Raw genomic sequence first — 25,931 nt, 5'->3', positions numbered from 1 at the left:
CGACGCGGCGCCGCGACCTGGCGCCGCCCGTCGGGATCTTGCCCCGGGCGACGGCGACCGGGCACGATCGACCGGTGACGAATCGATGGGGCATGACGGTGCCGCTGGGTGGCATCAGGCTCGCCGACCACGCCACGGTCTACGCGGCGCTCGACCGGGCCGGCTTCACCGACGTCTGGTCGTCGGAGGTCGCCGGGACCGACGCGTTCACTCCGCTGGCGCTCGCCGCCGCCTGGCAACCGCGGCTGCGGCTGGGCACCGCGATCGCCCCGGTCTTCACCCGGGGGCCCGGGCTGCTTGCGATGAGCGCCGCCGCCCTCGCCGAGGCCGCGCCCGGCCGCTTCGCGCTGGGCATCGGCGCCTCCTCGCCGGTGCTCGTCCGGGACTGGAACGCGGTGCGCTTCGACGAGCCGTTCAAGCGCACCCGGGACGTGCTGCGCTTCCTGCGCGCCGCGCTGCGCGGGGAGACCGTCGACGAGGTGTACGACACCTTCACCGTGCGGCGGTTCACCCTGGAACGCCCGCCGACCGTGCCGCCGCCGGTGCTGCTGGCCGCGCTGCGCCCCGGCATGCTGCGGCTCGCCGCCGCCGAGGCCGACGGGGTGATCCTCAACTGGCTGGCCGCCGACGACGTGCCGACCGCCCTGGCCGAGCTGGGTGAGCGCCGCCCCGGCTTCGAGGTCGCCGCCCGGATCTTCGTCTGTCCCACCGAGGACGCCACGTACGCCCGCGCGCTGGGCCGCCGGCTGATCACCGGCTACCTCACCGTTCCGGCGTACGCGGCCTTCCACCGCTGGCTGGGGCGGCAGGACAGCCTCGGGCCGATGTGGGAGGCGTGGGCCGCCGGGGACCGCCGGGGCGCCTCGGCGGCGGTGCCGGACGAGGTGGTCGACGCGCTGGTCCTGCACGGGTCGCCCGAGGAGTGCGTTGCCCGGGCCCGCCGGTACGCCGACCACGGCGTGGACGTGCCCGTGCTGGCGCTGCTGCCCACCCCGGAGCTGGCCGCCGGCGGCGCGGCCGCCTGGGCCGGGTTGCTCCCGCGGCTCGGCGTGACCGGCGGGGAGGCGGGCTGAGATGAACCTGACCGACCGGGTGGCCGTGATCACCGGCGGGGCGGGCGGCATCGGGGCGGCGCTGGGCCGCCGGTTCGCCGCCGAGGGCGCCGCCGCCGTCGTCCTGGCCGACCTCGACGCCGAGGCGGCGCGCGCGGTGGCCGAGGGCATCGGGCCGGTGGCGCACGGCGTCGGGCTCGACGTCACCGACGAGGCGCAGGTGCGGGCGCTGGTCGACGAGACCGAGCGCCGCTACGGCCCGATCGACCTGTTCTGCGCCAACGCCGGGGTGAGCACCGGTGGGGGAGTGGACGCGCCCGACGCCGACTGGGACCGCGCCTGGCGGGTCAACGTGCTGGGGCACGTGCACAGCGCCCGTGCGGCGCTGCCGTCGATGCTCCGCCGCGGCCAGGGCTATCTGCTCTTCACCTGCTCGGCGGCGGGCGTGCTGACCGCGGTGGGCGACGCCCCGTACACGGCGACGAAGCACGCGGCGGTCGGCCTGGCCGAGTGGCTCGCCATCACCTACCGGGACGCCGGCGTCCGGGTCAGCGCGCTCTGCCCGCAGGGCGTGGACACCCCGATGCTCGCCGGCGGCCTCGCCGAGGGACACCTGGGCGCCCGGGTGATCGCCGCCTCCGGCGCGGTACTCACCCCCGACCAGGTCGCCGACGCGACCATCGCCGGGCTGGCCGAGGAGCGGTTCCTCATCCTGCCGCACCCGGAGGTGGCCGCCTACGCGCGCCGCCGCGCCGAGGACCCCGACGGCTGGCAGGCCGGCCTGCGCAAACTCGTCCGCAAGCTGCGCGCCGCCGGGCCGGCTACCTGAACGGCCGCGACGGACCGGGGCCACGACGCCTCATCACTGCAGGTGGAACCGATCGTCCATGGCGAGGGCCGCCAGCTGCGGCACGGTGAACGGCATTTCCTCCAGCCTGTGCTGAGGGCTGCCGAAGGTCGGGGTCTGCGCGACGAAGGTGACCACCCCGTCTGGGTGCCGGTAGGCCGACCACTGCTCGAACCGCCGGTCGATGGTGGGTCGGACGACCACTCCGACCTTCGCGTCGCCGACGGTCACCACCTGGCACTCGCCCTGCATGCCCCAGAACTGCCGGGCCAGCGCACACGGCTCGGTCGGCAGCGTGTTTCCGCGGGTGTACACCTCGACGAGTACGCGCCCCGTCCGGTCCCCCTTGGTCACGGTGGCGGCGGAGGTGTAGCGCCACACGTCGACGCCCTCCACCTTGTCCTCGAACTCGGCCTGGCTGCTGCGCGGCGGGTCGTCGTTCACGGTCTGGTTCGGCCGGTTCTCCGGCACGAGGTACCCGGCAGGCACCGCGGAGATCAACTCGTTGAGCAGCCGGACCGCCTGGTCGTACCGGTTGCCCGCCCTCGCGGTCCGGTCCTCCTGCGGGCGGCCGTCCGGGCCGGTCGGCCACGGGGAGGCGCTCGTCGGGGCCGACGGAGCCGGGCTGGGCTTGGTCCCGGACGCCGCCGGGCTCAACCCGCCGGGACCGGCGGTGCCGATACCCGGGACGCCCGCCCCCATGGTGCCGACCGCCGCGACGCCGGCGACCGCCAGCACCGCCGCCGCGGACCCGGCGCAGGCCCAGCCGGTACGCCGTCGCGCCCGGGTGCGCCGTGCCGCGCCGAGCGCGGTGGCGGCGTCCAGCGGCGGCGGTGGTAGGACGCCGGCCATCTCGTGACGCAGTGCCTCGCGCAGCTCTTCGCCGTTCACCGTTCCCCCTTCTCGATCGTGCTGTATGCGGGCTGCACCAGCTCCCGCAGGTTCTCCAGGCCCCGGGCGGCCTGGCTCTTCACCGTTCCGGCCGAGCACCCAAGCAGTGCGGCGGTGTCCTCGACGGACAGGTCCTCCCAGTAACGGAGCACCAGGACCGACCGTTGGCGCGGCGCCAGCGCGGCGAGCGCCTGGAGCAGCACCAGCCGGTTCTCCGGGGACTCCGGCGGTGCCGGCCGTTCCGCGCCCTCCCCGCCCACCCGCTCCCGCCGCCACCAGCCGCGCCGCCGCTCGTCCAGGAAGGTCCGGACCAGGATCTGCCGTACGTAGGCGTCGAGCACCTCGTGCCGGGAAACCCTGTTCCAGGCCAGATAGAGCTTCGTGAACGCGCTCTGGACCAGGTCCTCCGCCCGGTGCCAGTCGCCGCAGAGCAGGTACGCCGTACCACGCATCGCATCCGATCTCGCCGCGAAGTACTCCGCGAACGCCGCGTCGCGGTCACCCATGCCAGCCTCCGATTCTTTTGTCGGGGATAGTCACGCCCGGTCGGGCGCTGGGGGTTGCACCGCCGGTCAGGACATTTCCTGGCGCGACACCCGACCCGGGCCGGCCGGGCGGGGAGGCGTCGGTGCCGCCACGACGGCCGGCCACAGGAGGTAACCGCGGATCCCGGAAGAACGGTGCAACATCCGCGTCCGCTCAACCGACGCGTCGGCCCCGGAACGAGGCCCGGTGGTCCGCGCCAGCCCTCGCAGGTCAGCGACGCCAGCGCAGCGGACCGGGGTGCACCCGCCACAGCAGCCGCCGCCACCGGGCGCGCGCGTGGCGCAGGGCTGACACGTACTCCCCGGCCAGGGCCGCGGCCCGCTCCGCCTGCTCGGTGGTCACGCTGCCGGGGGCGAACCCCACCTGGTTGAGCAGCGCGGCCAGTTCGTCGACCGCCCCGCCCGGCTGGTCCGCGGTCGCGTCCACCGGGCCGCCGTCGGCCGCTTGAGCCTCGGCGAGGGTACGCCGGGCGAACTCGGCAACCTCCGCCGCCGCGAGATCCGCGCCGGCCGGGTGGCCGGCCAGCCGCAGCGCGTCGGTCAGCTCCCGCCAGGCGCCCGCGATGCGCCGGCCCGGGTCGCCGTGGCCCAACCGGCCGCGGCTGAGTTTGCGGCGCAGCACGGCCAGGGCCAGCAGCAGCACCCCGACCAGCAGCACCAGGGCCCCGACGCCGCCGCCGACCAGCACCGGCGTGCCCGGCCCGGCCTGGCCACCGCGCCGGTCGGGGCCGGCTTCCGACGGCGGCGTGGCCGTGGGTTCCACGGTGGGCGCGGGCACCTCGGACGGCGGCGGGTCCTCCGGCTTCGGCCGGAAGTCCTCCTCCACGGGGCGCGGCTCCTCGTGCGGGCGCGGCATCGGGTCGAACGGCACCCAGCCGACGCCCTCGAACAGCACCTCCGGCCAGGCGTACGCGTCCGCCGCCCGGACCGGGCCGTCCGCCTTCGGCTCGAAGCCGACCACCACCCGGGTGGGCAGGCCGGCCAGCCGGCCCAGCACCGCGAACGCCGCCGCGAACTGCTCGGACGTGCCCCGCTGCCCGCCGCCGTTGCGCGGCCCGAAGAGGAAGAACGCCAGGTTCGGGTACGCGTGCCCGCTCGGCGCGTCCGCGGTCACCCGGTAGTGCTCGGCCAGGAAGTCGGCGATCGCGGCGGCCCGGGCGTACGGGGCGCCGTTCTCCTCGGCGAGTTGGGTGGCCAGCCGGCGCATCTGCTCCGGGGCCCCGTCGGCGACCCGCAGCACCCGGGCCACCGCGTCGCCGGCCGGCACGTTCGCCGTGCTGATCAGGTTCATGTCCGGCCGTTCCCGGACCGAGGCGACCGTGTACCGCAGCCCCGGCGCCAGCCCTTCCGGCCGGATCAGCGTCCCGGTCGCCGGGTCGTACGCCACCCGCGCGCCGGTCACCTCGTGCGGGGTCGGCACGGCGGGCAGCAGCCGCCCGGTCAGGTCGGCCACGGTGATCTCCTGCCGTACCGGGTCGGTGGTGGTGCCCGCCGCCGGTTCGGTGGCCGGCAGGATCCGCCCCGCGTTCCGGTAGGTCGCGCCCACCCGCCAGGTCACCCCGTCGTAGTCGCTGAGCACCGCCAGCCGGATCCGCGGCGGCGCGGCGTCCGTCGCGCCCGCCTCGGTGCGCACGTCGAGCAGCTTCTGGTCGGGGTTCAGCGCCCACCCGGAGATCCGGATCAGCGGGTTCTCGTCCAGCGACTCCACCTGCGGCGGCTCGACGTAGCGGCGCGGGTCGACCGGCCGGTCGTCCACCTGGCCGGCCACCACCGGGGCGAGCAGCGCCGCCAGCGCGACCATCACCGCCACCCCGGCCGCGCTCGCCGCGAGCAGCCGCAGCCGCACCGCCGCCCGCACCGCCGGGGCCAAGCCGGCGATCGGGTCGGCGCCGGCCGGGTCGGCCCGCCCGCCGGGCACCGCCAGGCCGACGGCGGCGACCGCCGCGAACAGCACCGTCGGCCCGACCGCCGGGCCCGCGTTCGGCCCGACCACGTACAGCGCGCCGGCGTAGAGCAGCACCGGCGGCAGGTAGCCGAGCAGCACCCGGCCGGCCCGCAGCGCCACCTCGGCGGCGGCCAGCCCGGCCAGCCAGGCGGCCACCACCGGGACCAGCACGGTGTCCGGGGCCGGCTCCACCGGGATCATCGCGGTGAGCAGCCGGGGAATGGCGTTGCGGGCGGCGTCCGCCGCCACCTCGCCGAGGCCGCCGGGCAGCGCCGCGTGGCCGGCCGCCAACCGCAGCGACAGCAGCGCCCAGCCGGCCAGGGCCGCCACCGACAGCGGCGCCACCAGCCAGGATGGCAGCCGCCGGGCGGCCACACTCACCAGCACCGAGCCGACCGCCGCGCCGGCCATCAGGCGGGTCAGCAGTGGATCCGCATAGACCCGGCCGAGCACCACACCGGCCAGGGCGATCATGACGATCAGCGCCAGCGGCACCGGCACGGCCCGCAGCACCCGCGCCAGGGGACCGGGAGCGCCGCCGGTCGGCCCGGCCGGCGCCTCGACCGCCGGGCGCGGCGGCGTCACGGTCACCACCGGCGGATCCCGTCCCACTCGGCGGCGAACTCGGCGCCGTCCGCCGCGTCCACCACCACCAGGCCCGCCGCGCCGGACGCCGTCGGCTCCGCCGCCCCGAACATCCCGACCACCACCGACGGGTACCCGCGGCGCAGCGCGCCCACGTGCCCCAGATCGCCGCGGGCGCCCGGCCCGGTGAGGAAGACCAGCGTGTCGCCGAGCCGGTCCTGCCGCAGCCGGCCCAGCGCGGTCCGCAGCACGTCCTCCCCGCCGTCGGCCAGCTCCGCGGCGGCGAGCCGGTCCAGCGGCCCGTGCGACAACTCCAGCTCGGCGCGTCCGGCGCCGCGCGGCGACCTGGAGCCGTCGGCAGTTCCGGCCGGCTCCTCGGTGGGAGGCGCGACCAGCAGCAGGCTCACCGGCAGGTCCTCCCGGGTCGCGGCGGCCACCACCGACGCCGCCGCCTCGCACCCCGACTCGAACGACTCGGCCACCCCGGCGTCGCGATCCGGGTGGGCTGCCGCCCGGTTGTCCAGCACCACCACGAGCCGGGGCAGGCTGGTGTCCACGTTCTCCCGCACCATCAGCTCGCCTACCTTGGCGCTCGTCCGCCAGTGCACCCGGCGCAACTCGTCGCCGACCACGTACTCGCGCAGCGAGTCGAAGGTGATCGAGCCGTGCGGCACGCTGTCGGTGCGCCCGTCCAGGCTCCGACCGGCACCGGTAGGCACCGCCGACAGCGGATGGATCCGCGGGTGCACCCACACCGGCACCGGATCCCCGTACGCGCGGGCCAGCGCCACCAGGCCGAGCGGGTCGCGCCGGGTCACCCGCAGCGGCCCGACCGGCACCACCCCCCGGCGGCGGGTCGGCACCGGGTAACGCACCTCGGTGTCCCGCCCCGGACGCAGCCGCAGCAGCGGCACCGGCACCAGCCGGCCGCCGCACCGGTCCTCGGCCACCAGGTTCGCCGCCCGCAGCCGCCCGGTGTTGCGCACGGTCAGCACCATGGCCGCCGGCTCACCCCGGGCCACCCGGTCCGGGTCGGCCACCCGCTCGACCGTCAGCCGCGGGCGCCAGGCGGCCGTGACCAGGGCGTACCCGACCGCGACACCGGCCGCCGCGCCGAGCACGGTCAGCTCCGGGTACGCGTACCGGAAACCGACGCCGAGCAGCACGACGGCGGCGACGAGCAGCCCGACACCGCGGGCGGTGATCCCCACCGCTCACCCGTGGACCGCGGCGGGCTGCCCCGACGGCAGCGGCACCGGCACCGAGGCGACCGCCTGGCGCAGCACGTCGGCCGGGGTCACCCCGCGCACCTGCGCGTCCGGGGTGAGCAGCAGCCGGTGCGCGAACACCGGCTCGACCAGCGTCTTCAGGTCCTCCGGCATGATCCAGCCCCGCCCGTCGATCAGCGCGTACGCGCACGCCGCCCGGGTCAGCGCGATCACGCCCCGGGGGCTGACCCCGACCCGCACCTGCGGGTGGGTGCGGGTCGCCGCGGCCAGCCGCACCGCGTACGCGTAGAGCGGCTCGGCGATGTGCACCCGCCGGGCCATCTTCACCATCTCCCCGACCGTGGCCGTGTCGGTGACCGCCGTGAGCGAATCGGGGGAGCGCAGGGTGGCGCCGCGCAGCACCTCCACCTCGACCGCCTCGTCCGGGTAGCCGACGGACAGCTTCACGAGGAACCGGTCGAGCTGGGCCTCCGGCAGCCGGTAGGTGCCGTCCATCTCCACCGGGTTCTGGGTGGCCACCACCAGGAACGGCTGCGGCACCGGGTGGCGTACGCCGTCCACGGTGACCGTGCGCTCCTCCATCACCTCCAGCAGCGCCGACTGCGTCTTCGGCGACGCCCGGTTGATCTCGTCGGCGATCACGATGTTGGCGAAGACCGGCCCCGGGTGGAACTCGAAGCCCCGGCTGGCCTGGTTGAAGATCGTCACACCGGACACGTCCGAGGGAAGCAGGTCCGGCGTGAACTGGATGCGCCGCCACTGGCCCTTCACGGTCGCCGCGACCGCCCGGGCCAGGGTCGTCTTGCCCACCCCGGGCACGTCCTCCAGCAGCACGTGCCCCTGGGCGAAGAGGGCGGTCAGCGCCAGCCGGACCACCTGCGGCTTGCCCAGCACGACCGCGTTGACGTTCTCGGCCAGCCGGGCGGCCAGGGCGGCGAAGCCCTGCACCTCCGGCTGGGTGAGCGGTTCGTGGGTGTTCACGTGCGGGGTGCTCCTCGATGCGGCGCGGTCAGCAGGTCGGCAGGAGGTTGATGTTGTCGCCACCCTCCAGGTTCAGCCAGGCCCACGGGATGTAGTTCTTGCCCGAGTACTCGACCTGCACCCACCAGGTGCTCTGCTTCTGGTTGTTGTAGATCCAGGAGTCGACGTTCTTACCCTGCTTCTTGCAATAGGCCTTCAACCGGGTGCCGGGCTTCGCCCACCCGACCTGCTTGGCGTTGAGCTGCTCGGGCACCAAGAAGATCTCGTTGCCATTGCGATCCCCGGGCACCTCCCGGTCGCAGTAGGTGCGCTGGTCGCCGTCCGGACCGTTGTTGCACGTCGCGATGCCGTAGAGCGCGTCGGTGCTCTGCGCCCGGCTGCCGGTGCCCTTGCCGGCCGCGTTGCTGGCGGTCACCGTCACCGTGTACGCGGTGCCCGGCGTCAGGCCGGTCACCCGCAGGCTGGAGCAGCTCCCGCTGGCCGTCTTGCCGCCCGTGGCGGCCGTGCAGGTCGCCCGGCCACCGCCCGCGTCGACGGTGAACGTCACCGTCACCGAGGTCGCGTCGGCCGACGAGCCGGTCATCGTCACCCGGGGCGCCGCCACCGTGCGGGCCGTCCTGCTGGCCTCCGCACCCGGGCCGGCCTCGTTGACCGCCTTCACCTTGACCGTGACGTTCTGCCCGTCGCCGAGACCGCCGATCGTGGTCCGCACGTCGGTCACCTCGGTGGTCTTCCCGGCGGCCTCCACCACGTACTTCGTCACCGGACGGCCGTTGTCCACCGCCGGCGCCCACTGCACCGCGATGGTGCCCGGCTGGTCGGCCACCGTGGACGCCTGCAACTCGGTCGGCGCCTTCGGCACGTTGAACGGCACCACCGTGTTGCTCACCGGTGACGCCTTGGAGCCGGCGCCCTTGTCGCTCACCGCGATCACGGTGAAGGCGTACTGCGTGCCGTACTCCAGCTGACCGGCGGGGATGACCAGCTCGGTCTTGGGTGACTCGCCGGCCGGGGCCGTCGCGCCGGCCGAGCTGGCGGTCACCGCGTACTTCGTGACGGTGTTGCCCTGGCCGTTCGCCGCCGGCCACTTCACCAGCACCGTGCCGTCCGGCCGGGCCTCGGCCGTCACACTGGCCGGCGGGTCCGGCACGGCGGCGGTCGGCGTGACCGGGTTACTCTTCCGGGCCGGCCCGTCGCCCTTGGCGTTCACCGCGTGGACCGAGAACGTATACGTCTCGCCGTTGGTCAGCCCGGTGATCTCCAGGGCACGCTGGTTCGCGCCCACCTCGTGGCGCTGGCCGGCGCCCTCCACCACGTACCTGGTGATCTCAGCGCCGTTGGACGCGGCCGCCTGCCAGCTCACCCGCGCCGACGCGTTCCCCGCGGCGGCGGTCACCGCGCGCGGCGCACCCGGCTTGCCCACCTTCGGCTTCTTCGGCGGGGGCGGCGGCGGGGCAACCGGCGGCGGGTCACCGCCGAGCACGTCGTTGGCGTACTTGTTGACCTCGCGCACCTGGTTCCGGTCGTCCACCACCTGCGCCGTCGACGAGTTCGGCGGGTTGATGAACAGATGGTTCTCGCGGACCTCCAGCTCCATCGGCCCGGGCCGCCCGGACCCCTTGATGGTGTCGACGAGCTGCCCGTTCCCGTCGAACGAGTAGACCGTGCCGGTGGTCTCGTCGGCGCAGTAGAACCGCCCCGCCCAGGCCACCGCCGGGCTCAGCTCCCCACCCGCGCCGGGCACCGTGAACCGCTGCACCTCGGCGGCGTCGCGGACCACGTGCACCTTCCGCTCACCGCTCACCGTGACCGGCACCTGCGGGCCGGTGGTGCGCGTCGGCAGGCTGCCCGGGGCGGTCATCGTCAGGTTGGCCCGCTGTGTCTGCCCGGCCCGCACGGTGACCAGCGAGGCGGAGGTGCGGTCGAGCACCGCCACCCCCTCGTCCAGCGTGGACACCACCAGCTCGTGGGCCGGCTCCGCCACCTCGTACGTCTCGACCCGCTTCGGGCTGAGCCCGGCGGGCGGCGCGGTGCCCGGGGTGGCTGGCAGCTCGGCGGCCGTGACCGCGGAGACGGTGCCCTCGCTCGGCACCGCGATCCACAGCTTGCCGGCACCGTCGAACGCCCCGCCCGTGATGCCCGGCGGGTAACGCACCGGCTCGCCCACCGGCGTCAGCGACCGCGGGTCGAGCTGCCGGACGATGCCCTGCACCGCGTCGACGACGAACGCCGCGTCCTCGTGCAGCGCGACGCTCACCCCGAGGCCCGGCGCGGTCGGCGTGGTCGCGGTGATCTGGAGGGTGGCCAGGTCCAGCGAGCTGACCTGACCGGTGTTCAGATCGCGCAGGATCAGCAGCCGGTCGGTCTGGGCGACCTGCATCTGGTGCCGACGCCCGCCGGGCACCTCCATCCGGGTGTCCACCCGCGCGGTCACCCCGTTGACCCGGGCCAGCTCACTGCGGCTGGTGCTCCACAACCAGGACGAGGCGTCGTAGTTGGCCACCGCGTTGTCGGCGGCCCCCAGCCCGAGCACGGTCAACCCCATGGCGGCCAGCAGCGCCGCCACGGTGCCGATGGTCACCAGCCCGCCCCGCATCCGGGACCGGGGGCGGGCCGTCTCCGGCCCGGTGCTCGTGACGCTCTCGATGGTGGTCACTGGCGGCTGCCTCCCCGCGTCGGTGGGGGAGGGCGGCACGCGCGGTCGACCCTCCCCAGAGCCGGGAGCCATCATAGGGGCCACCCAGGACCGGTGAAACCCGCACCGTCCTCCTGTGGACACCGAGCGTGTCGTGGCGCCGCTCAGTTCGGCGTCGTGCCACCTTCCCGATCGGTGCAGACCTGACCCGAGGTGGCGTAGGTGTCCGTCGAGTAGACGGCCAGCACCGTGAAGCAGTAGTCCAGCTTCGGACTCAGCCCGTTCACCGTGTAGCGGGTCTGCCCGGCGTCCACCGTGGCCATCACCCCCAACTTCTGCCCGGCCCGCCCGCCGGCCACCACGAACGGCACACCGCCGCCCGTCGGGTCGGTCCAGGTGACCGTGATCGTGGTGGTGTCGTCCTGCAACCGCAGCTCACCCGGCGGTGGACCGCTCACCTTCGGCTTCGCCGCCGTCGGCGCCGGCGCGGGCGGCGGCGCCGGGTCACGGTTGAGCAGCACGGCGCCCACACCGACGGCGGCCGCCACCACGACCACCACGATGCCCGCCACCAGGGCCACCACCGTCCGGTTGCGGCCGCGCGACTCCGGCTCCTCCGCCGCCGGGTACGCGGCCGGCTGGTGGAACGCCGGCGGCACCGCCGGCCAGGCCCCCTGGCTCGGGTACGGCTCCGGGGCCGGCTGTTGCGACTCGGGGAAGTCCAGCAACCCGTCGTAGACCGGTAGCGGTCGCGGCGTGTCCTCCCCGCTCTCCGGTGCGGGGTCCGGGTCCGGGTTCACCGTGTCGGGCTCGTCCACGACGGGCTCGGGACGGGGATCGCCCGGCCGGTCGAGGGCCTGCGGCGGGGCGGCGCTGCTCCACGGCGGCGCGGTCATCCCCCACGGCGGCACGGGCGAGGCGCTGACCGGCGCCGAGGCGGGCGGCCCGCTCACCGGCGGCGGGTACCCGGGCGGGCCACTGACCGGGTATCCGGCCGGTGGCACTGTCCCGGACGGTGGGCCGCTGGCGGGTGGTGCGCTGAACGGTGGGCCGCTGGCGGGTGGTGCGCTGAACGGTGGGCCGCTGGCGGGTGGTGCGCTGAACGGTGGGCCGCTGGCGGGTGGTGCGCTGAAGGGCGCGCTGGCAGGTGGTGGGCTGAACGGCGGGTTGCTGCCCGGCGGGGTGGCGAAGGGCGTGCCCGTGCCCGGTACGGCGCCGGCCGGGGGAGCGCTGACCGGCGAGGGCGGAGGCGGCACGGCGCTTCCCTGCGGAGGCGACGCGGGACCATCGACGGTCGGCGGAAGGGGCGCCCCGCTGATGGGTGGGCCGCTGACGGGCTGCGGCGGGAAGGGCGCGCCGCTGACCGGCGGACCGCTCGCCGGGGGCGCACTCACCGGGGGCGCACTCACCGGGTCCACGCTCGCCGGCGGCGCGCTCACGGGCGAGTTGCCCGCCGGGGGCGCGCTGACGGGCGGGCTGCTGACCGGAGCGGCCGCGCCCGGCGGCGAGGCGGCGATCCGCTCGGCCTCCTCCCGGAGCAGGGGGCCGATCTGCTGCACCTGGATGGTCGGCTTGTCCCACCCCGGCGCCGGGGCAGCTGGGGTGTCGCCCCCGCCGGGCTCGCCGCCCGCGGCCGGCTGGCCGGGCGCCCGATGTGGCGGAACGACCGTCGCCGGTGTGGCCGCCGGCGGGGTCGGGATGGGTGCCGCAGCCGGCGCGGTGGGCACCGGCGGGGCGGAAACCGGGATGGGTGGGGGCGGAGGTAGCACACCGGACGCGGGCGGGGCGGACGTCGGAGCCGGCATCAGCGGAGCCGGCGGGACCGACCCGGCGGGCGGAACCGACGGTCCGGGCACGCCGGAGACCGGTGCGGCCGGCGCAGCGGGCGCGGGCGGCGTCGAGACCGGTCGGGCCGGCAGCGGAATGACCGGTGCCGGCGGCAACGGGATCGGCGCCGCGGCAGCCTGCGGTGCGGCAGGGACCGGCATCGACGAGGGCGGTACCGGCGCCGGCGCGACCGGGGGCACCACGCCGTACGGGGGCCCCGACGGCATCCCGGGCGGCGCCGGGCGCGCCGCGGGCGGCGGGGTCTGCGTGGGCGGTGCCGAAACGTGCCGGGCGGGCGGTGTCGCACCGGGGGCGTGCGGCGTGAGGTGCCGAGCAGGCGGCACCGGCGCCGGCCCCGGCGGGGCGGCGACCGGGGGGCGTGGCGCGACCGGCGTGACCCCCGGTGCCGTCGGCACCGCAGCGCCCGGCGGTGGCGGGACGGCTGGGGCCGTGCCGGAGACGGGCGGTGCGGTGAACCGCGTCGTCGCCTCCGTGGAGGCCGCCCAGCCACTCGGCGCGCTGCCGGCGGGTGCGCCGGGCCCCGAGGTCGGGGTCGGGGGAGCGGACATGGGCGGGGGGATGATCGGAGGCGGCGGCAGCGGGGCCGAGGCCGGAGCGGCGCTGGTCGGCGCCGGCGGAACGGGCGGGGGCGGCGGCAGGTGCGCCGCCGGACCGGAGGCGGGCGGCGGCGGCAGGTGCGCCGCCGGGCCGGAGGTGGGCGGCGCCCAGGCGGCCGGTCGGGCCGGCGCCGCCGGTGGTGCCCATTCGGCGCCGGGCACCGGCGGGACGGGAGCGGGCGCCGCGGGTGCGCCGGGCCGGGGCGGGGCGGGCTGCGGCGGGTACGGCTGCGGCACGGCGGGCAGCGACATGGTCGGCCCGGACAGCGCCCCCGGGTCGGGTTGCGGGCCGGCAGCGGCGGCCGAGCCGCCGGGAGGTGGGCCGGGCGGGAAGGGAGCGGCGGCGGAGCCGCCGAGGTACTGGTGGGCTGCGCGTACCGCGGGGTGGTCCGGACCGAGCACGGCGGGCCCTGCGGTGGCCACGCGGGTGTAGTTGCGGCGGGCCTCGTGCCGGTTGCCGAGTTCCTCCGCCACGCCGGCGAGGTCGAAGCTCAGCGCGAGCATCAGCGGGTCGGCGTCGCCGCGGCGACGCTCGCCGGCCGCGTACGCCTCTTCCAGCACCCGTCGGGCGGCGGCCGGATCGTCGGCCTCGCGATGCAGGCGAGCCAGCAGGTGGCCGGTGGCCAGTACGTCGGGGTGGTCCTCCCCGTACGCCGGTCGGGCCGCCGCGATCGCGTCGGCGAGCAGGCGGCGGGCGGTCGCCAGGTCACCCGCAGAGCGCAGCGCGAGGGCCTGGTGTTGAGCGGCGGTCAGGGGGGAGGGGTGGGACACGGGAGCAATGCTGCCCGGAATCGCCGGGTCCTCGCTACCCGGGCCCCGGGATCCGGTACGCGGCAGCGGTGCCCGCGGCCGCGCCAGTGCCTTGAGCTGGGGAAACTCCGCGGGGTGGCGGCGATGTGCATGATCCACCCGGGCCGTGTACAGTAATGCCCCGTGCGGCCCGCCGGGCCGGCCGAACCGGTGCGAAGATCACCTTGGCCGACAGGTTAGGCTGGACGAGCAGGTCCGGGTGGCGGAATGGCAGACGCGCTAGCTTGAGGTGCTAGTGCCCGTATAGGGCGTGGGGGTTCAAGTCCCCCCTCGGACACAAACCATTACCCCACGGTGCGCGCTTAGATCCACTGAAGCGCGCACCGTTTGCGTTTCAGCCTCGTAAGTGAGTCGCAGGCCGAGTTGCCGGTAGACCTCGGCCTTGTCGGCGGAGTCGGCGTCGCGAAGCACGCCGGCGATGTCGCCGAGCGCTCGCACGAGGTTCGAGATCTCCGTTCGGCTCATCCGGCGCGGGCCGGTGCCCGACTGCGTGTGAAGATCAGCTTCGGCTCGAGCGCATTCGGCCTGGGTCTGGGTGATCCAGCCGGTGACCACCGTGGGGTCTGCACCGGCGTCGAGGGCGGCGCGGTACCGCTCCAGCTTGGTGTCGCAGTCCGTGATGATCGCCTGGGCTGCCGTGGCAAGCGCGGGTGGATGCTCCAAGGGCTGGGCGTCGGTCATCGCGGTGATCGTCTGTTGGAGCCGGTGGGGTGTGAAGGCGGAGGCCAGCCAGGTGTCGAGCGGGTCGGTGAGGGCGTCCTCGCAGGTACACGTTGCTTGGATGTTCGACCTGGTTGGCGAGGGCGTACTCCTGGGGGAAGCGGCAGCGGTAGTAGGCGGCCCCGTGGTTGTACTGGCCCTGCATGCGCCGGTCGCAGGCGGCGCAGTAGATCAGGCCGCGGAAGACGTACGGGTTGCGGGTGCGCTGCTTGATGGCATGAAGGAGCGGGGCCTCGCTCCTCGTGGGTCCCGGGCGGGATGCTCGGGGTGCTCACGTCTCACGACGAAGGAGGCCCCTCATGCAGGCAGAGTACGACGGCCGGCAGATCGTGGGTATCGATCTGCACCGGCGCAGGTCGGTGATCGTGCGGATGAGCGAGGCAGGCGAGAAGCTCGACACGGTGCGGATCGACAACGACCCGGTCGCGCTCGGGTTGGAGATCGCCAAGGCCGGCCCGGACCCGGAGGTGGTCCTGGAGGCCACCTATGGCTGGTACTGGGCGGTGGATGTGCTGACCGCGGCCGGTGCCCGGGTGCATTTGGCGCATCCGTTGGGGGTGAAGGGGTTCGCCTACCGGCGGGTGAAGAACGACGCCCGTGACGCGGCCGACCTGGCGGATCTGCTGCGGATGGGCAGGTTGCCGGAGGCGTACGTGGCGCCGCCGGCGGTGCGTGAGTTGCGGGAGCTGGTGCGGTATCGAGCCAGACTGGTGGCCCTGCGCAGCGGGTTGAAGGCATCGGTGCACGCGGTGCTGGCCAAACAGGGCGTGCACATCCCTGTCTCGGATCTGTTCGGCGCGTTGGCGGGCGGGAACTACTCGCCCGGGCACCGCTGGATGGCGCCTACCGGGGGCGGGTGTCCTCGCTGTGCCGGCTGATCGACGCAGTCGGTTTCGAGGTCGACGCCCTCGCGGGGCCGATCCGGGCCAGACTCGCGGGGCACCGGGGTTACACCGCGATCCAGGCCATCCCCGGTGTCGGACCGGTCCTGGCGGCGGTGTTCGTCGCCGAGATCGGCGAAGTCGACAGGTTCCCCGGCCCGGCGCAGCTGACCTCGTGGGCTGGGCTGACCCCGCGGCACCGCGAGTCCGACCTTGTCGTGCACCGGGGCCGGATCACCAAGCAGGGCTCGACCCTGGTGCGGTGGGCCGCGGTCGAGGCCGCCCACAGCGTTCCGCACCGCGCTGGATGGCTGGTCTCCCGACGGGCGGCCATCGCCGAGCGCCGTGGACGCAACATCGCCACCGTCGCGGTGGCCCGCAAGCTGCTCGCCCTCGTCTATTACGGCCTGCGCGACGGGCATATCCGTGCCCTCGCCCCGGCCCGGGCGGCGGCGTGAGCAGGTTCGGACGTGACCGGACGCGTGGTCGTGCCACGTCTGGCCCCCGTCGGCCGACGGCGAGGCCGCCCGCTTGATTGACCCCGTCCGGTCACGGTCGCACACCACCATGCCCCCCAACCCAGGCGGGGCGAATGGATGACCGGCAGCCGAACCCGGCCTGCCCCACCGACAGCAGTCGGAACCTGGCGACGCGACCACACCCACAACACCGACTTCCGGCATCACCACGATGGCACCCACGGCACCGGCGTCAAGGCCAAGCCCTATCGGGTGGGCCTGCGGCCCAGCCCTGACCCCGGCACCGCGCAGACGCCTGCCCGAAGCCGTCCCGGAAGACGGGCAAAACAAGTGTCAACGGTTCAAAACCCCACCCTTGACCGGCCCCGCTCCTTCATGGATGACGTGGCGGGCCGGGCGGCGGCCCGCTCCCAGGAGGGCGGGTCGACGGCAGAGGGGATGACACGTGCAGAGTCGAGCTTAGTTCGAATCGAGCGCTAAATCAGTTATCGGTGAGCACAATGCTTACCGTCCACGTAACGCGCCTTCACTCGTTCTTTCAATCAACAGGTTGAGGAAGAAGAGATGCGGATCGCGTAGCGGTGGCCACGACGGCGGGCGAAGTCGTCCACGCCCAGCACCGTCGGCGTCACCGACGACGGATCGGCATCGCCGAATCATCCGGATCAACGTCATCCGAGACACCGCCAACCGCTGCGCCAACCGACTGCCCGGTCGACCACCCAACGCCACCGCGACCGCTTCCAGGTCGCCCGCCGCCAAGACGGTGTGACGGGCATGCCGACGAGTCAGACCGGGCACCTGCTCGACGAACGTTTGCCGCGGGCATCCGGCGTTCGCGCAGGTGAACCGGCGGACCGTCAACGCGACCAGCACCCCGTGACCACCCAATTTGACATCGGCCAGCCGCTGCACATAGCGACTATGCACAGTGGTCGACCAGGTGCCGCAGGCATTACACCCTGCCCGCACCGTCTGTGTCGCCGCATCGATCCTGACCCCGACGCCCCGGACCACCACCGCTTCCAACCGCTGACCCATCAGGTGCGGCAGCAACGCCGGAGTTACCTCCATCCCGGCACCCAACCCCAACTACCGACGAGCGCGACTCACAAAATGTGTGCCAGAGCCAGTTTTCGGGCGCCGTTGACACTCCTCGGGCTTTCGCCCGTACAATTCCCCCGCGCTCATGGCCCCATCCTGGCATTCGCCCAGAATTCCGAGAATGGCCCCGGGCGCCCTGCCGGCAGTTGCCCCCGGTTCGCAGTGGCGGATCGGTAGTGGTGGATGGCCTTGGCGCGGCTGCCGAGAGCGCCGGATAGCAACCGTACTGGCAGGGGCGTAGCTGCCCCGTCCGCGCCGTGTCATGACAAGGAGCTGGGAGGTGCGGGTTTGCCGTAGTCGTACGAGCGAGCTAATATTTGTACGTGCGTACAACACCATCGTCGAAGCCCTCCATTGGCGGTCTTGCCCGGCGAGCCCAGTTGGTCGGGTGCGCCGTTGACGCCTTGGTCGAGCAGGGATTCGCAGGAGCGTCGATCGCCGAGGTCGCCCGCCGCGCCGGGGTCAGCAAGGGGGTGGTGACCTATCACTTTCCAAGCAAGAAGGATCTGCTGGATGAGGTGGTGGCCTCGCTCTACCGCGACGCCGGGGAGCAGATCTCCACAGCGGTCGGCGACAGCCACTCGGTCATCGGCGAGCTCACTGCATACATCCGGAGCAACCTGGCCTTCGTCGCCGAGAACCCGAGACACGTGCGCGCGGTCATGGAGGTAGCGGCCAACACGCGCCCCCCAAAGGGGGTCCCGGGAGGCGAGGATCCCCTGGCCGCTCACCTGCGGGAATTGATTGAGCGAGGGCAGGCGGCGGGTGAGCTCGCGGGGGTAGACGCAGGAGTCGTAGCCGTGACGATCCGCGCCTCGATCGACGCCGCAGCGGCCCGCGCCGCCTGCGACCCGACAGCTGATCCACGAAGCCACGCCGAGCACTTGATCACCATCGCCCGACGCGCCCTGCAGACCGAGGAGTCCCGATGAAGACAACGCGAAGCGGTCCGGCCGCATTCACCGGCTTCCTTCTCCTCGACCTCGTGGTGCCGCTCGCGTCCTACTACGTCCTCCGCACTCTAGGGGCAGCCATCTGGACCGCCCTCCTCGCCGGGGCCGCGTTGCCAATGCTCCGCCTGGGCGCCAGCCTGCTCCGTCAACGACGCGTCTCCCGGACCAGCCTGTTCTCGCTTGCGCTCATCACCGTCGGGACCGCAGTCGGCCTCATGACCGCCGATGCGCGGCTGCTGATGGCCCGCGAAAGCTACCTGACAGGCGTCGTGGGTGGCTGGTTCCTGCTGTCCCTGCTCTGGCCACGGCCGCTCGTCTTCACGGGAACCGTCGGCTTCATGCCTCAGCCGGCGGCCGAGGCGTGGCACCGATCCTGGGAGATCAGCGAGACCTTCCGTGGGGCCATGCGGGGCATGACCTGGGGCTTCGGACTGGCCTTCCTCGTTGACGCCGCGGCCCGCGTGGTGATGAGCTACACGCTGCCCCTGGACCTCGTCCCGGTGGCCTCCGTCGTGCTCCTCGCCATCATGCTGACCATCGTCGTTCAGATGGGCAAGGCATGGGGACGGTCGCGCATGCGTCACCTCACGGAAGCGCCGCGCTGACCGTGCGTCGACCATCGCAAGGAATCCTTCACCGCGAGGCCGGGGACCGCCGACCGTCACGAGCTGGCTCGCGGCGCCCCCCAAGGCGGCCAGGCCCTCGACGTGTGTTTGGGTACCGTATGGGTCATCGCGCTGTGTCGCCGTCGCACCCGCCTACCCGAGGCCCGTGGTCGTACCTGGCCTGGCTGATCTCTCGGCAGCGCGGCCGGCTGACGCTGGGAGCGGCGCTCGGCACCGCCTGGATGGTCGGGCTGGCCTAGCCTCCGTACGTGCTGTCCCGGGCGGTCGACAGCCTGGCGGACGGCGATCGGGACGCGGTGCTGCGCTGGACGGCGGTCCTGGTCGTGGTCGGTGGCGTCTTGGCAGGCCTGAGCATCTCGCGGCACCGCACGATGACACGGGTGCGTATGGACGCGGCGTTCCGGACGGTTTCGGTGGTGAACGCGCACGCCGTCCGTCTGGGTGCCACGTTGGAGCGGCGCGCCCGCACCGGCGAGGTCGTGGCCATCGGAGGAGGGGACGCGTGGACGATCGGGCGAAGCCTCACCGCGACCGGGCCGGGGGTCGGCGTGGTGTTGGCGTACATAGTGATCGCGGCCTGCTGCTGCGGATCTCGGTGCCGCTGGCGGTGGTGGTGCTGGCGGGAGTACCGGTCCTGGCGCTGATCGTGGGTCCGGCGACGAGAAGGCTGCGCAAGGTTGGGACGCCGTACGGGACTGTACAAATAACGGCTGATCGACCGATCAAGGGAGAGACGCCAGATGACGACCGAGACCACCGTGGGACAGTCGGCCGCCGAGCCGGCCGGTGCGGTCACGGATGAGCAGTTGATCGCGATGCTGGTCGATCGGGCTCGTGGCGATGGGCTGCAGCTCACCGGCGAGGGCGGGCTGCTGCAGCAGCTCACGAAGCGGGTCCTGGAGTCCGCGCTGGACGGGGAGATCACCGACCACGTCGGCTACGACAGGCACGACCCGGCGGGTCGGGGTAGCGGGAACACTCGTAACGGCAGCCGGACCAAGACGGTGCTCACCGACGTCGTGCCGGTCGAGGTCCGGGTCCCACGCGACGCCGCCGGGACGTTCGAGCCGCAGATCGTGCGCAAGCGGCAGCGGCGCCTGTCTGGGGTCGACGACATGGTGCTGTCGTTGTCGGCGAAGGGCCTGACCCACGGTGAGATCAGCGCCCTGTTGAGGGCGTGGGCGACGGCGTTGATCTCGTCGGCGCTCCATCTGGATAGGTCGGTGCCTTTCGGGAAGTACTGCCGCAGCAGGCCGTTGGTGTTCTCGTTGGTGCCGCGTTGCCAGGGGCTGTGGGGGTCGGCGAAGAACACCGGGACGCCGGTCTCGACCGTGAAGCGTGCGTGCGCCGACAACTCCTTGCCGCGGTCCCACGTCAGCGACCGGCGCAGCTGCTCAGGCAGTTTTATGATCGTCTCGGCGAGGGCTTTGCTCATCGTGATCGCCCCGTAGCCGGCGAGAGCAGGACCGTTCTTCGTCCGCGGGATCACACCCCAGCCGGCCTCACGAGGCAGGTGGACCAGCATCGTGAACCTCGTCGTCCGTTCGACCAGTGTCCCGATCGCGGATCGCTGCAACCCGATGATCAGATCCCCTTCCCAGTGCCCCGGGACGGCACGGTCCGCGACCTCAGCGGGACGTTCACTGATCAGCGTGTCGCTCGTGACGTGCGCCCACGCGCGTTGCCTCGCGCGGGCGCGGGGAACACGAAGCGCGCGACCGGTCCGCAAGCAGGTGACGAGTTCGCGCTTGAGGGCGCCACGGCTCTGGACATAGAGCGCCTGGTAGATCGCCTCATGGCTGATGCGCATGGACTCATCCTCCGGGAACTCGGCCCTGAGCCTGCGGGAGATCTGCTCCGGGCTCCACCCGGTAGTCCATGCCCGATCGGCCCGGTGGGGCTTGTTGCGGCCCTTCCACTGCGGGCCCTGCGGGCCGGCGACCAGCCGGCCATCCGCGGTCCGGATCGCACCCGCAAGCCGCTGCTGGACGTACGGCCGCAGCCGCTCATTGGCCAGCAGCTTCGCGGTCTTCGGCCGGCGGGCCCGACGCTCCGCATGCCACTGCGCGATCGAAGCCTTGTAGTCCAACCGGTACGTCCTGGTCGAGGCGTTGCGCCGCAACTCCCGCGAGATCGTTGACGGGTCCCGGCCGAGCCGGCGCGCGATCTCCCGAACGCCCATGCCTTGCGCCCGCGACAGAGCGATGTCCTCTCGTTCGCTGAGCGACAGATAGCGGCCCGACACCGTCGGCGGCAACGCAGGATTCACGCCGCCAGCGTGCCGGAACCACCGGAACCCAACCGGCGACGACACACCCGCCACCGCGGCCGCATCCTCGGTCATCACACCTGACCGGATCGCAGCCCAGAACTTGACCCTGTCCTCACGCCACGCCACCGTCGGCCGCCCCGGCGAAGGAATCTGCCCCCGATACTCCCGAACCCGCTTCTGCCCCGGGCCATAAGCCATCGCTCCACCTCTCCGCTAGGTGTTGCGACGACCGGTTGAATCCGCCAATTACACGTCCTTCCGCTTCGCGGAACGCTTACAGGACAACGGAATCCTGCCCTCGATGGGCTCCGTCGGCGAAAGCTACGACAACGCCCTGATGGAGAATTTCTGGTCGACGCTGAAGATCGAACTCGTCTACCGCACGTCCTGGCGGACCCGCGACGTGGCCGAGGATGCGATCTTCGCCTACATCGATGGCTGGTACAACACCCGCCGAATCCAGAAGGAACTGGGCTACGCGCCGGCCCCCGTCGCGAGCGCGCCGCAGGCGGCGACCGGCGCCATCGAAGTCAGCCCCTTCGTCCCGTACGCCCCGACGCCGCTCGGCGACCAGAGCGACCTCGACCTGCTCGCCACCGACCAGCGGGTACGCGGGCTCGTCCGGGAGGCGCTGCGGGAGATCATCGCGGCCGAGGGACCCGTCGAACAGCACCGGCTCGCCCGCCTGGCCCTGGCCCGGTTCGGCTTCTTGCGGACCCGGGAGGACCGGCGCCTCGCCGTGCTCGCGCTCGTCGACACCCGCCGGCTGTACGGCCATCCGACCGTGGGACGGTACGCCTGGCCCGAGGGGACGGATCCGCAGACCTACCGCGCGTACCGGGTCACCCAGGCGAGCAACGATCGGGCGTTCGAGGACGTGCCACCCGAGGAGGCCGCCAACGCGTTCGTGCACGTTCTGCACGGCGTGCCAAGCATGGACGAGGAGCGCTTGCTGCGCGCCGGGCTGGAGCGCCTCGGCTACCGGCGGCGCACCGACAAGGTCGACAAGCTACTCCGGTACGGCCTGCACGTCGCGGTGACCAGCGGCCGAGCCGGGTTCGACCAAGACGGACGTCTGACCCAGGGGTCGGCATGAGTCACCGACGTGACCGTGCCTGGGCGAAGCCCTCGCCGGCTACGTCGGCCGACTTCTCGCTGTCTCATGGTGCACCGCGCTCGTCCAGCCGAAGACCGATCAGCTCGCCGACGCGGAGCCGTCGTTACGGCCGCTGACCGCGGAAGCCCGCGATGACATAAGCGATGGGTCGCGATCATGCCCCGCGCTCGATCGCCTCTGAGCGGCAGGGAATGCACCTGCCGGCAGGTTGGCCGATGTGCCCCGGACGCGAGCAGCGGCGGCCGCCGCCGGTCATCGGCGGCGCCGCGCCGCCACGCTCGGCGCAACCCGGAGAGCGGGTCTGCCTCCTTTGCGGAGCGAACCGGTCGCGAACCGGTGCCCGCCTGTCTTTCATCGATTGGTCTTCAAAGCTTAGGGTGACACCCTGTCTGTCACCCCCGCTGGCCGAATCTGTCACCCCTCCCTGCTGCTTTGTCACCCCAGAGGCGGTTCCCGTCAGCCCGTCTCCGGTGACCAGGCGGTAGACGCGGGTGGCGATCCCGGCGGCCTTGGACACGGCCAGGCGGCCGAGCTGCACCAGCTTGGTGAGACATCGCTGCACCGTCCGCTCCGAGCAGCCGGCGTAGTTGGCGATGGTGGCGACGGAAGGCCAAGCCTTACCTTCGTGGTTGGCGTGTGCAGCGATGGCGATAGCCACGGCCCGCTCGTTCTTCCCAAGATCTTTCGTCGCGAGAAGAGCGACTTTAACGGCAAGACTCACTGGCCTCGGACCTCCTACGTCCGTCGGGGCCACGGGCAGGTGTTCTGCACCGACGCGGCCGAGCTTCATCTGACATCCCGCGCCGTACCAGCGACAGGTTTAGTGATCCACGCTCACCTATCGCTGAAGGTCAAGTCGCCGAGGAGACGCGGGCAGCCCAACCGGCACCGGCGCGGCACGCCGCTGGTCTGGCTGGCGGTGCTGTTCGCCGTGGCGATCGTGGCGTTCGGCCGCTGGCGCGGGCTGGCCACGCTCGGCGGGCTGGTGGCGAGCTTCGCCGTCCTGCTCGGCTTCGTGCTGCCCGGGATCGGGGCCGGCCAGCCGCCGCTGCTGGTGGCGATCGTGGGCGCCGCACTGATCATGTTCGTGGTGCTCTACCTGACCCACGGGATCACGGCGCAGACCTCGGTGGCCGTGCTCGGCACGCTCGGCAGCCTGGTGCTGACCGGTGTGCTCGGCACCCTGGTCACGGCCGCCACCCATCTCACCGGCTTCGGCAGCGAGGACGCGACCACCCTGTCGATGTTCCAGGGCGACGTGGACCTGCACGGCCTGCTGCTGGCCGGCATCGTCATCGGCTCGCTGGCCGTGCTGGACGACGTCACCGTCACCCAGGCCGCCACGGTCACCGAGCTGGCCCACGCCAACCCGGCGCTCTCCCGACGCCAGCTCTACCGGGCCGCCACCCGGGTGGGCCGGGCGCACATCGCCTCCACGGTCAACACCATCGTGCTGGCGTACGCGGGTGCCTCGCTGCCGCTGCTGCTCCTGCTCGTCGCCGACTCCCGGCCGGTGAGCCAGATCCTCACCAGTGAGTTCCTGGCCCAGGAGATCGTCCGCGGCGCGGTGGCCACGCTCGGCCTGATCGCCGCCGTACCGCTGACCACCGGACTGGCCGCGGTGGTCACCACCGCCGGACGACGGGCGGCACGCGACACCACGCGGGCCGGCACGAGAGTGCCCGCATCCGCCACCGCAGCCGGCTCAGCTGGCCGCCGGTCGGTAATCGACCGAGACCTGGCCCTTGAGGCGCTGAGCGCCGGGCGCGCCGGCGATGGACCACCGGGTCGGGCGGCAGGAAGCAGCTGGGAGGACCTCGATCGCGGCGCGGACCGCGAATGGTGACACTGGTGCGGGGCGTTCGGGGTAAGCAGGCGCTCGCAAGCTGACTGCACCGGTGTCCAGCAACGGCTTCGGGATAAGCCTCGGAACGGGGATCCTGATCACGCCGTTGGTGCCTTCGGGGCCGGCGTTGGTGATACCGGTATCAACCGGCCAACGGCTGTGGTCAAAGCACTAACTTGACCCCTTAACCTGCTGGGCGGTGGCATCGACCCGGCTGGTCATTGGGACAGCCCTTGATCGATCATCCCTCTTGTCTAGGGAAGAAGAATGCAAACCAAGGGCTGTCTGGTGATCAGTGTGCACGTGACGTGATCGACCTCCACGGCGCGCTTGACCAGCAGCTCCTCCACGTCTCGATAGGACAGATTGAACCGCAGATGCCGGCGCACCGCGACCATGATCACCTCGGGCGGAAGCCGGAACCCGGCGAACGCCGACTTCGGAGACAGCATCGGGTGTGCGCGAGCCGACTTCACCGGTATCCGTCCAAATCCCGCGCACCGCGTGGCTGTCGTTGATGGCGACGCTGGTCACCCCCGTATGTTGGTCGGCTGTCCGCGGTCGTGCTCTTCGAATGCGGCGAAGGCGAGCAGGTCGGCCACCTCGTCGACATGCTCGTGGAGCCGGCTGGTCGCGACGCGGAGGAAAGGCTTGTGCGGGCCGGAAAAACAGCGGCCTCCCGGAACGACGGCCACGCCGTGCGCGGCGAGTGTGACCAGTGCGGATCGTTCATCCTCGACGGGCATCCACAGGCTCAATCCTTCGGTGCCGCCCGTGCGTACGCCGCGGGTGGCCAGCGCCGCGGCGAGCGTTCGCCGCCGGGCTCGGTACATCTCGCCGGCCTCGGTGACAAGCGCGCTGGTGTGCGGGTCGGTGAGCAGGTGGGCGAGGCAGTTCTGCAGGATGCGGCTGGTCCACCCGCTGCCGAACGTCCGATAGACGCGCGCCCGCTCGATCAGTGCCGCCGCGCCACCGAGGACAGCGAGGCGCAGGTCGGGGCCGTGTGACTTCGAGTACGAGCGGAGGAAGACCACCCGATCGGGAAGGACCGTGCCGAGCGTCTGCACCGGCCCGGGGGCGAGGTCGGCCAGGCCGTCGTCCTCGATCACGAGGGTTTCCGAGCCGCGTAGTGCGGCAGCGAGTTCCGCGCTACGTGCCGGGTCGACGCTGTGCCCGGTCGGGGAGTGGGCGTGCGGTTGGTAGATGAAGAGCACCGGCTTACGGCGTACCGCGTCGGCTAGGGCGTCCGGCCGGGGACCGCGCCCGTCGCAGGGGACCGGGATCACCTCGGCGCCGACCGCGTCGAGGATGTCGAGCAGTCGTGGCGCGGTGGGATCCTCGACCGCCACCATGTCGCCGGTGACGACCAGGGCCTGGCAGAGCAGCAGCAGACCGTCGAAGCCGCCGTTGACGGCCAGCAGGCCCGCGGGCGGAAACGGCCACGTGGGGCGGACCGCGTCGGCGAGGCGCTCGGTGATCGGCACCCGGTGGTATTCGTTCAGCTCCCCGACACGCAGCGCCGCGGAGAGCGCGGCGTCCAGCGGCGGTAGCAGCGCGGTGTCCGGTACGGCGAGGCGGAGATCATGCAGGAGGCGGTCGCCGTGCCGGCCGACCTCCTCGAAGCGGCGGGGGTGCGGTACGTCGGGTGGGCCGGTGACGATGGTGCCGGCGCGCCCCCGACCGGCGACCGACCGGCGCCGGCGCAGGAGGGACCAGGCCTCGGACACGGTGGCGGGGCTGACGCCGAGCTGGAGCCCGAGGGCGCGCACGGTGGGCAGCCGGGTGCCGGGTGGGATCGCGCCGGCGCGGATCAGCGCGGCGACGGTCGCCGCGATGCCCCGGGCGCTGCGGTCCTCGATCCGCGCGGCCAGCCACTGCGGGTCCAGGTCGCTGGTGGGGGTGGCCGGTGGCGGGGGAGTCATGGCAGATAGTTCACCACATCGTGAGAAGAATGAACAGTAACAAAACT

At 73.2% G+C, this 25,931-nt stretch carries 19 protein-coding genes, 1 tRNA gene and 5 pseudogenes; 11 read left to right on the top strand and 14 right to left on the bottom strand.

The features are described 5' to 3' along the window. The first annotated feature begins 92 nt into the window (after positions 1-92). Positions 93-1,073 carry an LLM class F420-dependent oxidoreductase gene (locus ACFYPD_RS25735; RefSeq protein ID WP_387118762.1) on the top strand — a complete coding sequence of 327 codons (981 nt, stop codon included), beginning with the start codon at positions 93-95 and terminating at the stop codon, positions 1,071-1,073. Position 1,074: 1 nt separating this feature from the next. Beyond that, positions 1,075-1,881: an SDR family oxidoreductase gene (locus ACFYPD_RS25730; RefSeq protein ID WP_387118444.1), complete on the top strand. Its 807-nt coding sequence runs from the start codon at positions 1,075-1,077 to the stop codon at positions 1,879-1,881. 33 nt (positions 1,882-1,914) lie between these two features. Here ACFYPD_RS25730 and ACFYPD_RS25725 read toward each other — a convergent pair whose 3' ends face one another. The 7 genes from ACFYPD_RS25725 to ACFYPD_RS25695 all read right to left on the bottom strand — a co-directional run bounded on the left by ACFYPD_RS25725 (position 1,915) and on the right by ACFYPD_RS25695 (position 13,925). Then, positions 1,915-2,790, bottom strand: coding sequence for a hypothetical protein (locus tag ACFYPD_RS25725; RefSeq protein WP_387118441.1), 876 nt, complete (start codon positions 2,788-2,790; stop codon positions 1,915-1,917). Continuing rightward, entirely contained in the window at positions 2,787-3,296 is a 510-nt protein-coding gene (locus ACFYPD_RS25720) for a SigE family RNA polymerase sigma factor (RefSeq protein ID WP_387118438.1), read from the bottom strand. Before ACFYPD_RS25720 ends, ACFYPD_RS25725 begins: the two co-directional genes overlap by 4 nt. A 250-nt stretch (positions 3,297-3,546) precedes the next feature. Continuing rightward, complete coding sequence (locus ACFYPD_RS25715; protein WP_387118434.1) at positions 3,547-5,892, bottom strand: DUF3488 and transglutaminase-like domain-containing protein; 2,346 nt, start codon at positions 5,890-5,892, stop codon at positions 3,547-3,549. After that, on the bottom strand, positions 5,868-7,076 hold the full coding sequence (locus tag ACFYPD_RS25710) for a DUF58 domain-containing protein (protein ID WP_387118431.1): 1,209 nt from the start codon (positions 7,074-7,076) through the stop codon (positions 5,868-5,870). The genes ACFYPD_RS25715 and ACFYPD_RS25710 overlap by 25 nt, the downstream gene beginning before the upstream one ends. 3 nt (positions 7,077-7,079) lie before the next feature. Next, positions 7,080-8,075, bottom strand: coding sequence for an AAA family ATPase (locus ACFYPD_RS25705; protein WP_387118429.1), 996 nt, complete (start codon positions 8,073-8,075; stop codon positions 7,080-7,082). Positions 8,076-8,103: 28 nt separating this feature from the next. Next, positions 8,104-10,671 carry a fibronectin type III domain-containing protein gene (locus ACFYPD_RS25700; protein WP_387118759.1) on the bottom strand — a complete coding sequence of 856 codons (2,568 nt, stop codon included), beginning with the start codon at positions 10,669-10,671 and terminating at the stop codon, positions 8,104-8,106. Positions 10,672-10,874: 203 nt separating this feature from the next. After that, positions 10,875-13,925, bottom strand: a complete 3,051-nt coding sequence (locus tag ACFYPD_RS25695; protein WP_387118426.1) for a tetratricopeptide repeat protein — start codon at positions 13,923-13,925, stop codon at positions 10,875-10,877. Positions 13,926-14,157: 232 nt separating this feature from the next. On the opposite strand from ACFYPD_RS25695, the gene ACFYPD_RS25690 reads away from it, so the two are divergent. Then, positions 14,158-14,241 (top strand) — tRNA-Leu (locus ACFYPD_RS25690). Here ACFYPD_RS25690 and ACFYPD_RS25685 read toward each other — a convergent pair. After that, positions 14,223-14,645, bottom strand: a complete 423-nt coding sequence (locus ACFYPD_RS25685; protein ID WP_387118423.1) for a hypothetical protein — start codon at positions 14,643-14,645, stop codon at positions 14,223-14,225. The two genes, ACFYPD_RS25690 and ACFYPD_RS25685, sit on opposite strands and share 19 nt — an antisense overlap. 136 nt (positions 14,646-14,781) lie before the next feature. Continuing rightward, a pseudogene (locus tag ACFYPD_RS25680) lies at positions 14,782-14,856 on the bottom strand (hypothetical protein); the annotation flags it as partial. Positions 14,857-14,983: 127 nt separating this feature from the next. Here ACFYPD_RS25680 and ACFYPD_RS25675 point away from each other — a divergent pair. Beyond that, positions 14,984-15,562, top strand: coding sequence for a transposase (locus tag ACFYPD_RS25675; protein ID WP_387118420.1), 579 nt, complete (start codon positions 14,984-14,986; stop codon positions 15,560-15,562). Next, positions 15,541-16,023, top strand: a complete 483-nt coding sequence (locus ACFYPD_RS25670; protein WP_387118417.1) for a transposase — start codon at positions 15,541-15,543, stop codon at positions 16,021-16,023. Before ACFYPD_RS25675 ends, ACFYPD_RS25670 begins: the two co-directional genes overlap by 22 nt. Before the next feature lie 525 nt (positions 16,024-16,548). Here the strand turns inward: ACFYPD_RS25670 and ACFYPD_RS25665 are convergent. Continuing rightward, positions 16,549-17,118 carry a hypothetical protein gene (locus ACFYPD_RS25665; RefSeq protein ID WP_387118414.1) on the bottom strand — a complete coding sequence of 190 codons (570 nt, stop codon included), beginning with the start codon at positions 17,116-17,118 and terminating at the stop codon, positions 16,549-16,551. Between the two features lie 434 nt (positions 17,119-17,552). Here ACFYPD_RS25665 and ACFYPD_RS25660 point away from each other — a divergent pair, with 434 nt between their 5' ends. The 4 genes and pseudogenes from ACFYPD_RS25660 to ACFYPD_RS25645 form a co-directional block, all read left to right on the top strand. After that, positions 17,553-18,080: a TetR/AcrR family transcriptional regulator gene (locus ACFYPD_RS25660; RefSeq protein WP_355060480.1), complete on the top strand. Its 528-nt coding sequence runs from the start codon at positions 17,553-17,555 to the stop codon at positions 18,078-18,080. Beyond that, positions 18,077-18,706, top strand: coding sequence for a VC0807 family protein (locus ACFYPD_RS25655; RefSeq protein ID WP_387118411.1), 630 nt, complete (start codon positions 18,077-18,079; stop codon positions 18,704-18,706). The genes ACFYPD_RS25660 and ACFYPD_RS25655 overlap by 4 nt, the downstream gene beginning before the upstream one ends. Before the next feature lie 269 nt (positions 18,707-18,975). Continuing rightward, on the top strand, positions 18,976-19,371 hold the full coding sequence (locus ACFYPD_RS25650) for a hypothetical protein (protein WP_387118408.1): 396 nt from the start codon (positions 18,976-18,978) through the stop codon (positions 19,369-19,371). 171 nt (positions 19,372-19,542) lie between these two features. Continuing rightward, positions 19,543-19,893, top strand: a pseudogene (locus ACFYPD_RS25645) (transposase); the annotation flags it as partial. A gap of 2 nt (positions 19,894-19,895) precedes the next feature. Here ACFYPD_RS25645 and ACFYPD_RS25640 read toward each other — a convergent pair. Next, a pseudogene (locus tag ACFYPD_RS25640) lies at positions 19,896-21,197 on the bottom strand (IS30 family transposase); the annotation flags it as partial. Between the two features lie 19 nt (positions 21,198-21,216). On the opposite strand from ACFYPD_RS25640, the gene ACFYPD_RS25635 reads away from it, so the two are divergent. Next, the gene (locus ACFYPD_RS25635) at positions 21,217-22,095 is read left to right on the top strand and encodes an IS3 family transposase (RefSeq protein WP_387118405.1); all 879 of its coding nucleotides are present in this window, start codon (positions 21,217-21,219) and stop codon (positions 22,093-22,095) included. A 175-nt stretch (positions 22,096-22,270) separates the two neighbouring features. Here the strand turns inward: ACFYPD_RS25635 and ACFYPD_RS25630 are convergent, their stop codons facing one another. Then, entirely contained in the window at positions 22,271-22,837 is a 567-nt protein-coding gene (locus tag ACFYPD_RS25630; RefSeq protein WP_387118402.1) for a helix-turn-helix domain-containing protein, read from the bottom strand. A gap of 165 nt (positions 22,838-23,002) precedes the next feature. Between ACFYPD_RS25630 and ACFYPD_RS25625 the strand changes: the two are divergent. After that, a pseudogene (locus tag ACFYPD_RS25625) lies at positions 23,003-23,962 on the top strand (YibE/F family protein); the annotation flags it as partial. Positions 23,963-24,264: 302 nt separating this feature from the next. On the opposite strand, the pseudogene ACFYPD_RS25620 reads toward ACFYPD_RS25625, so the two are convergent. After that, a pseudogene (locus tag ACFYPD_RS25620) lies at positions 24,265-24,414 on the bottom strand (IS6 family transposase); the annotation flags it as partial. 78 nt (positions 24,415-24,492) lie between these two features. Next, entirely contained in the window at positions 24,493-25,884 is a 1,392-nt protein-coding gene (locus ACFYPD_RS25615) for a PLP-dependent aminotransferase family protein (protein ID WP_387118399.1), read from the bottom strand. Positions 25,885-25,931 lie beyond the last annotated feature (47 nt).

Source organism: Micromonospora sp. NPDC005299, from assembly GCF_042872345.1.
In the GTDB taxonomy this organism is placed as follows: domain Bacteria; phylum Actinomycetota; class Actinomycetes; order Mycobacteriales; family Micromonosporaceae; genus Micromonospora.
This window is presented reverse-complemented; position numbering and strand designations above follow the sequence as displayed.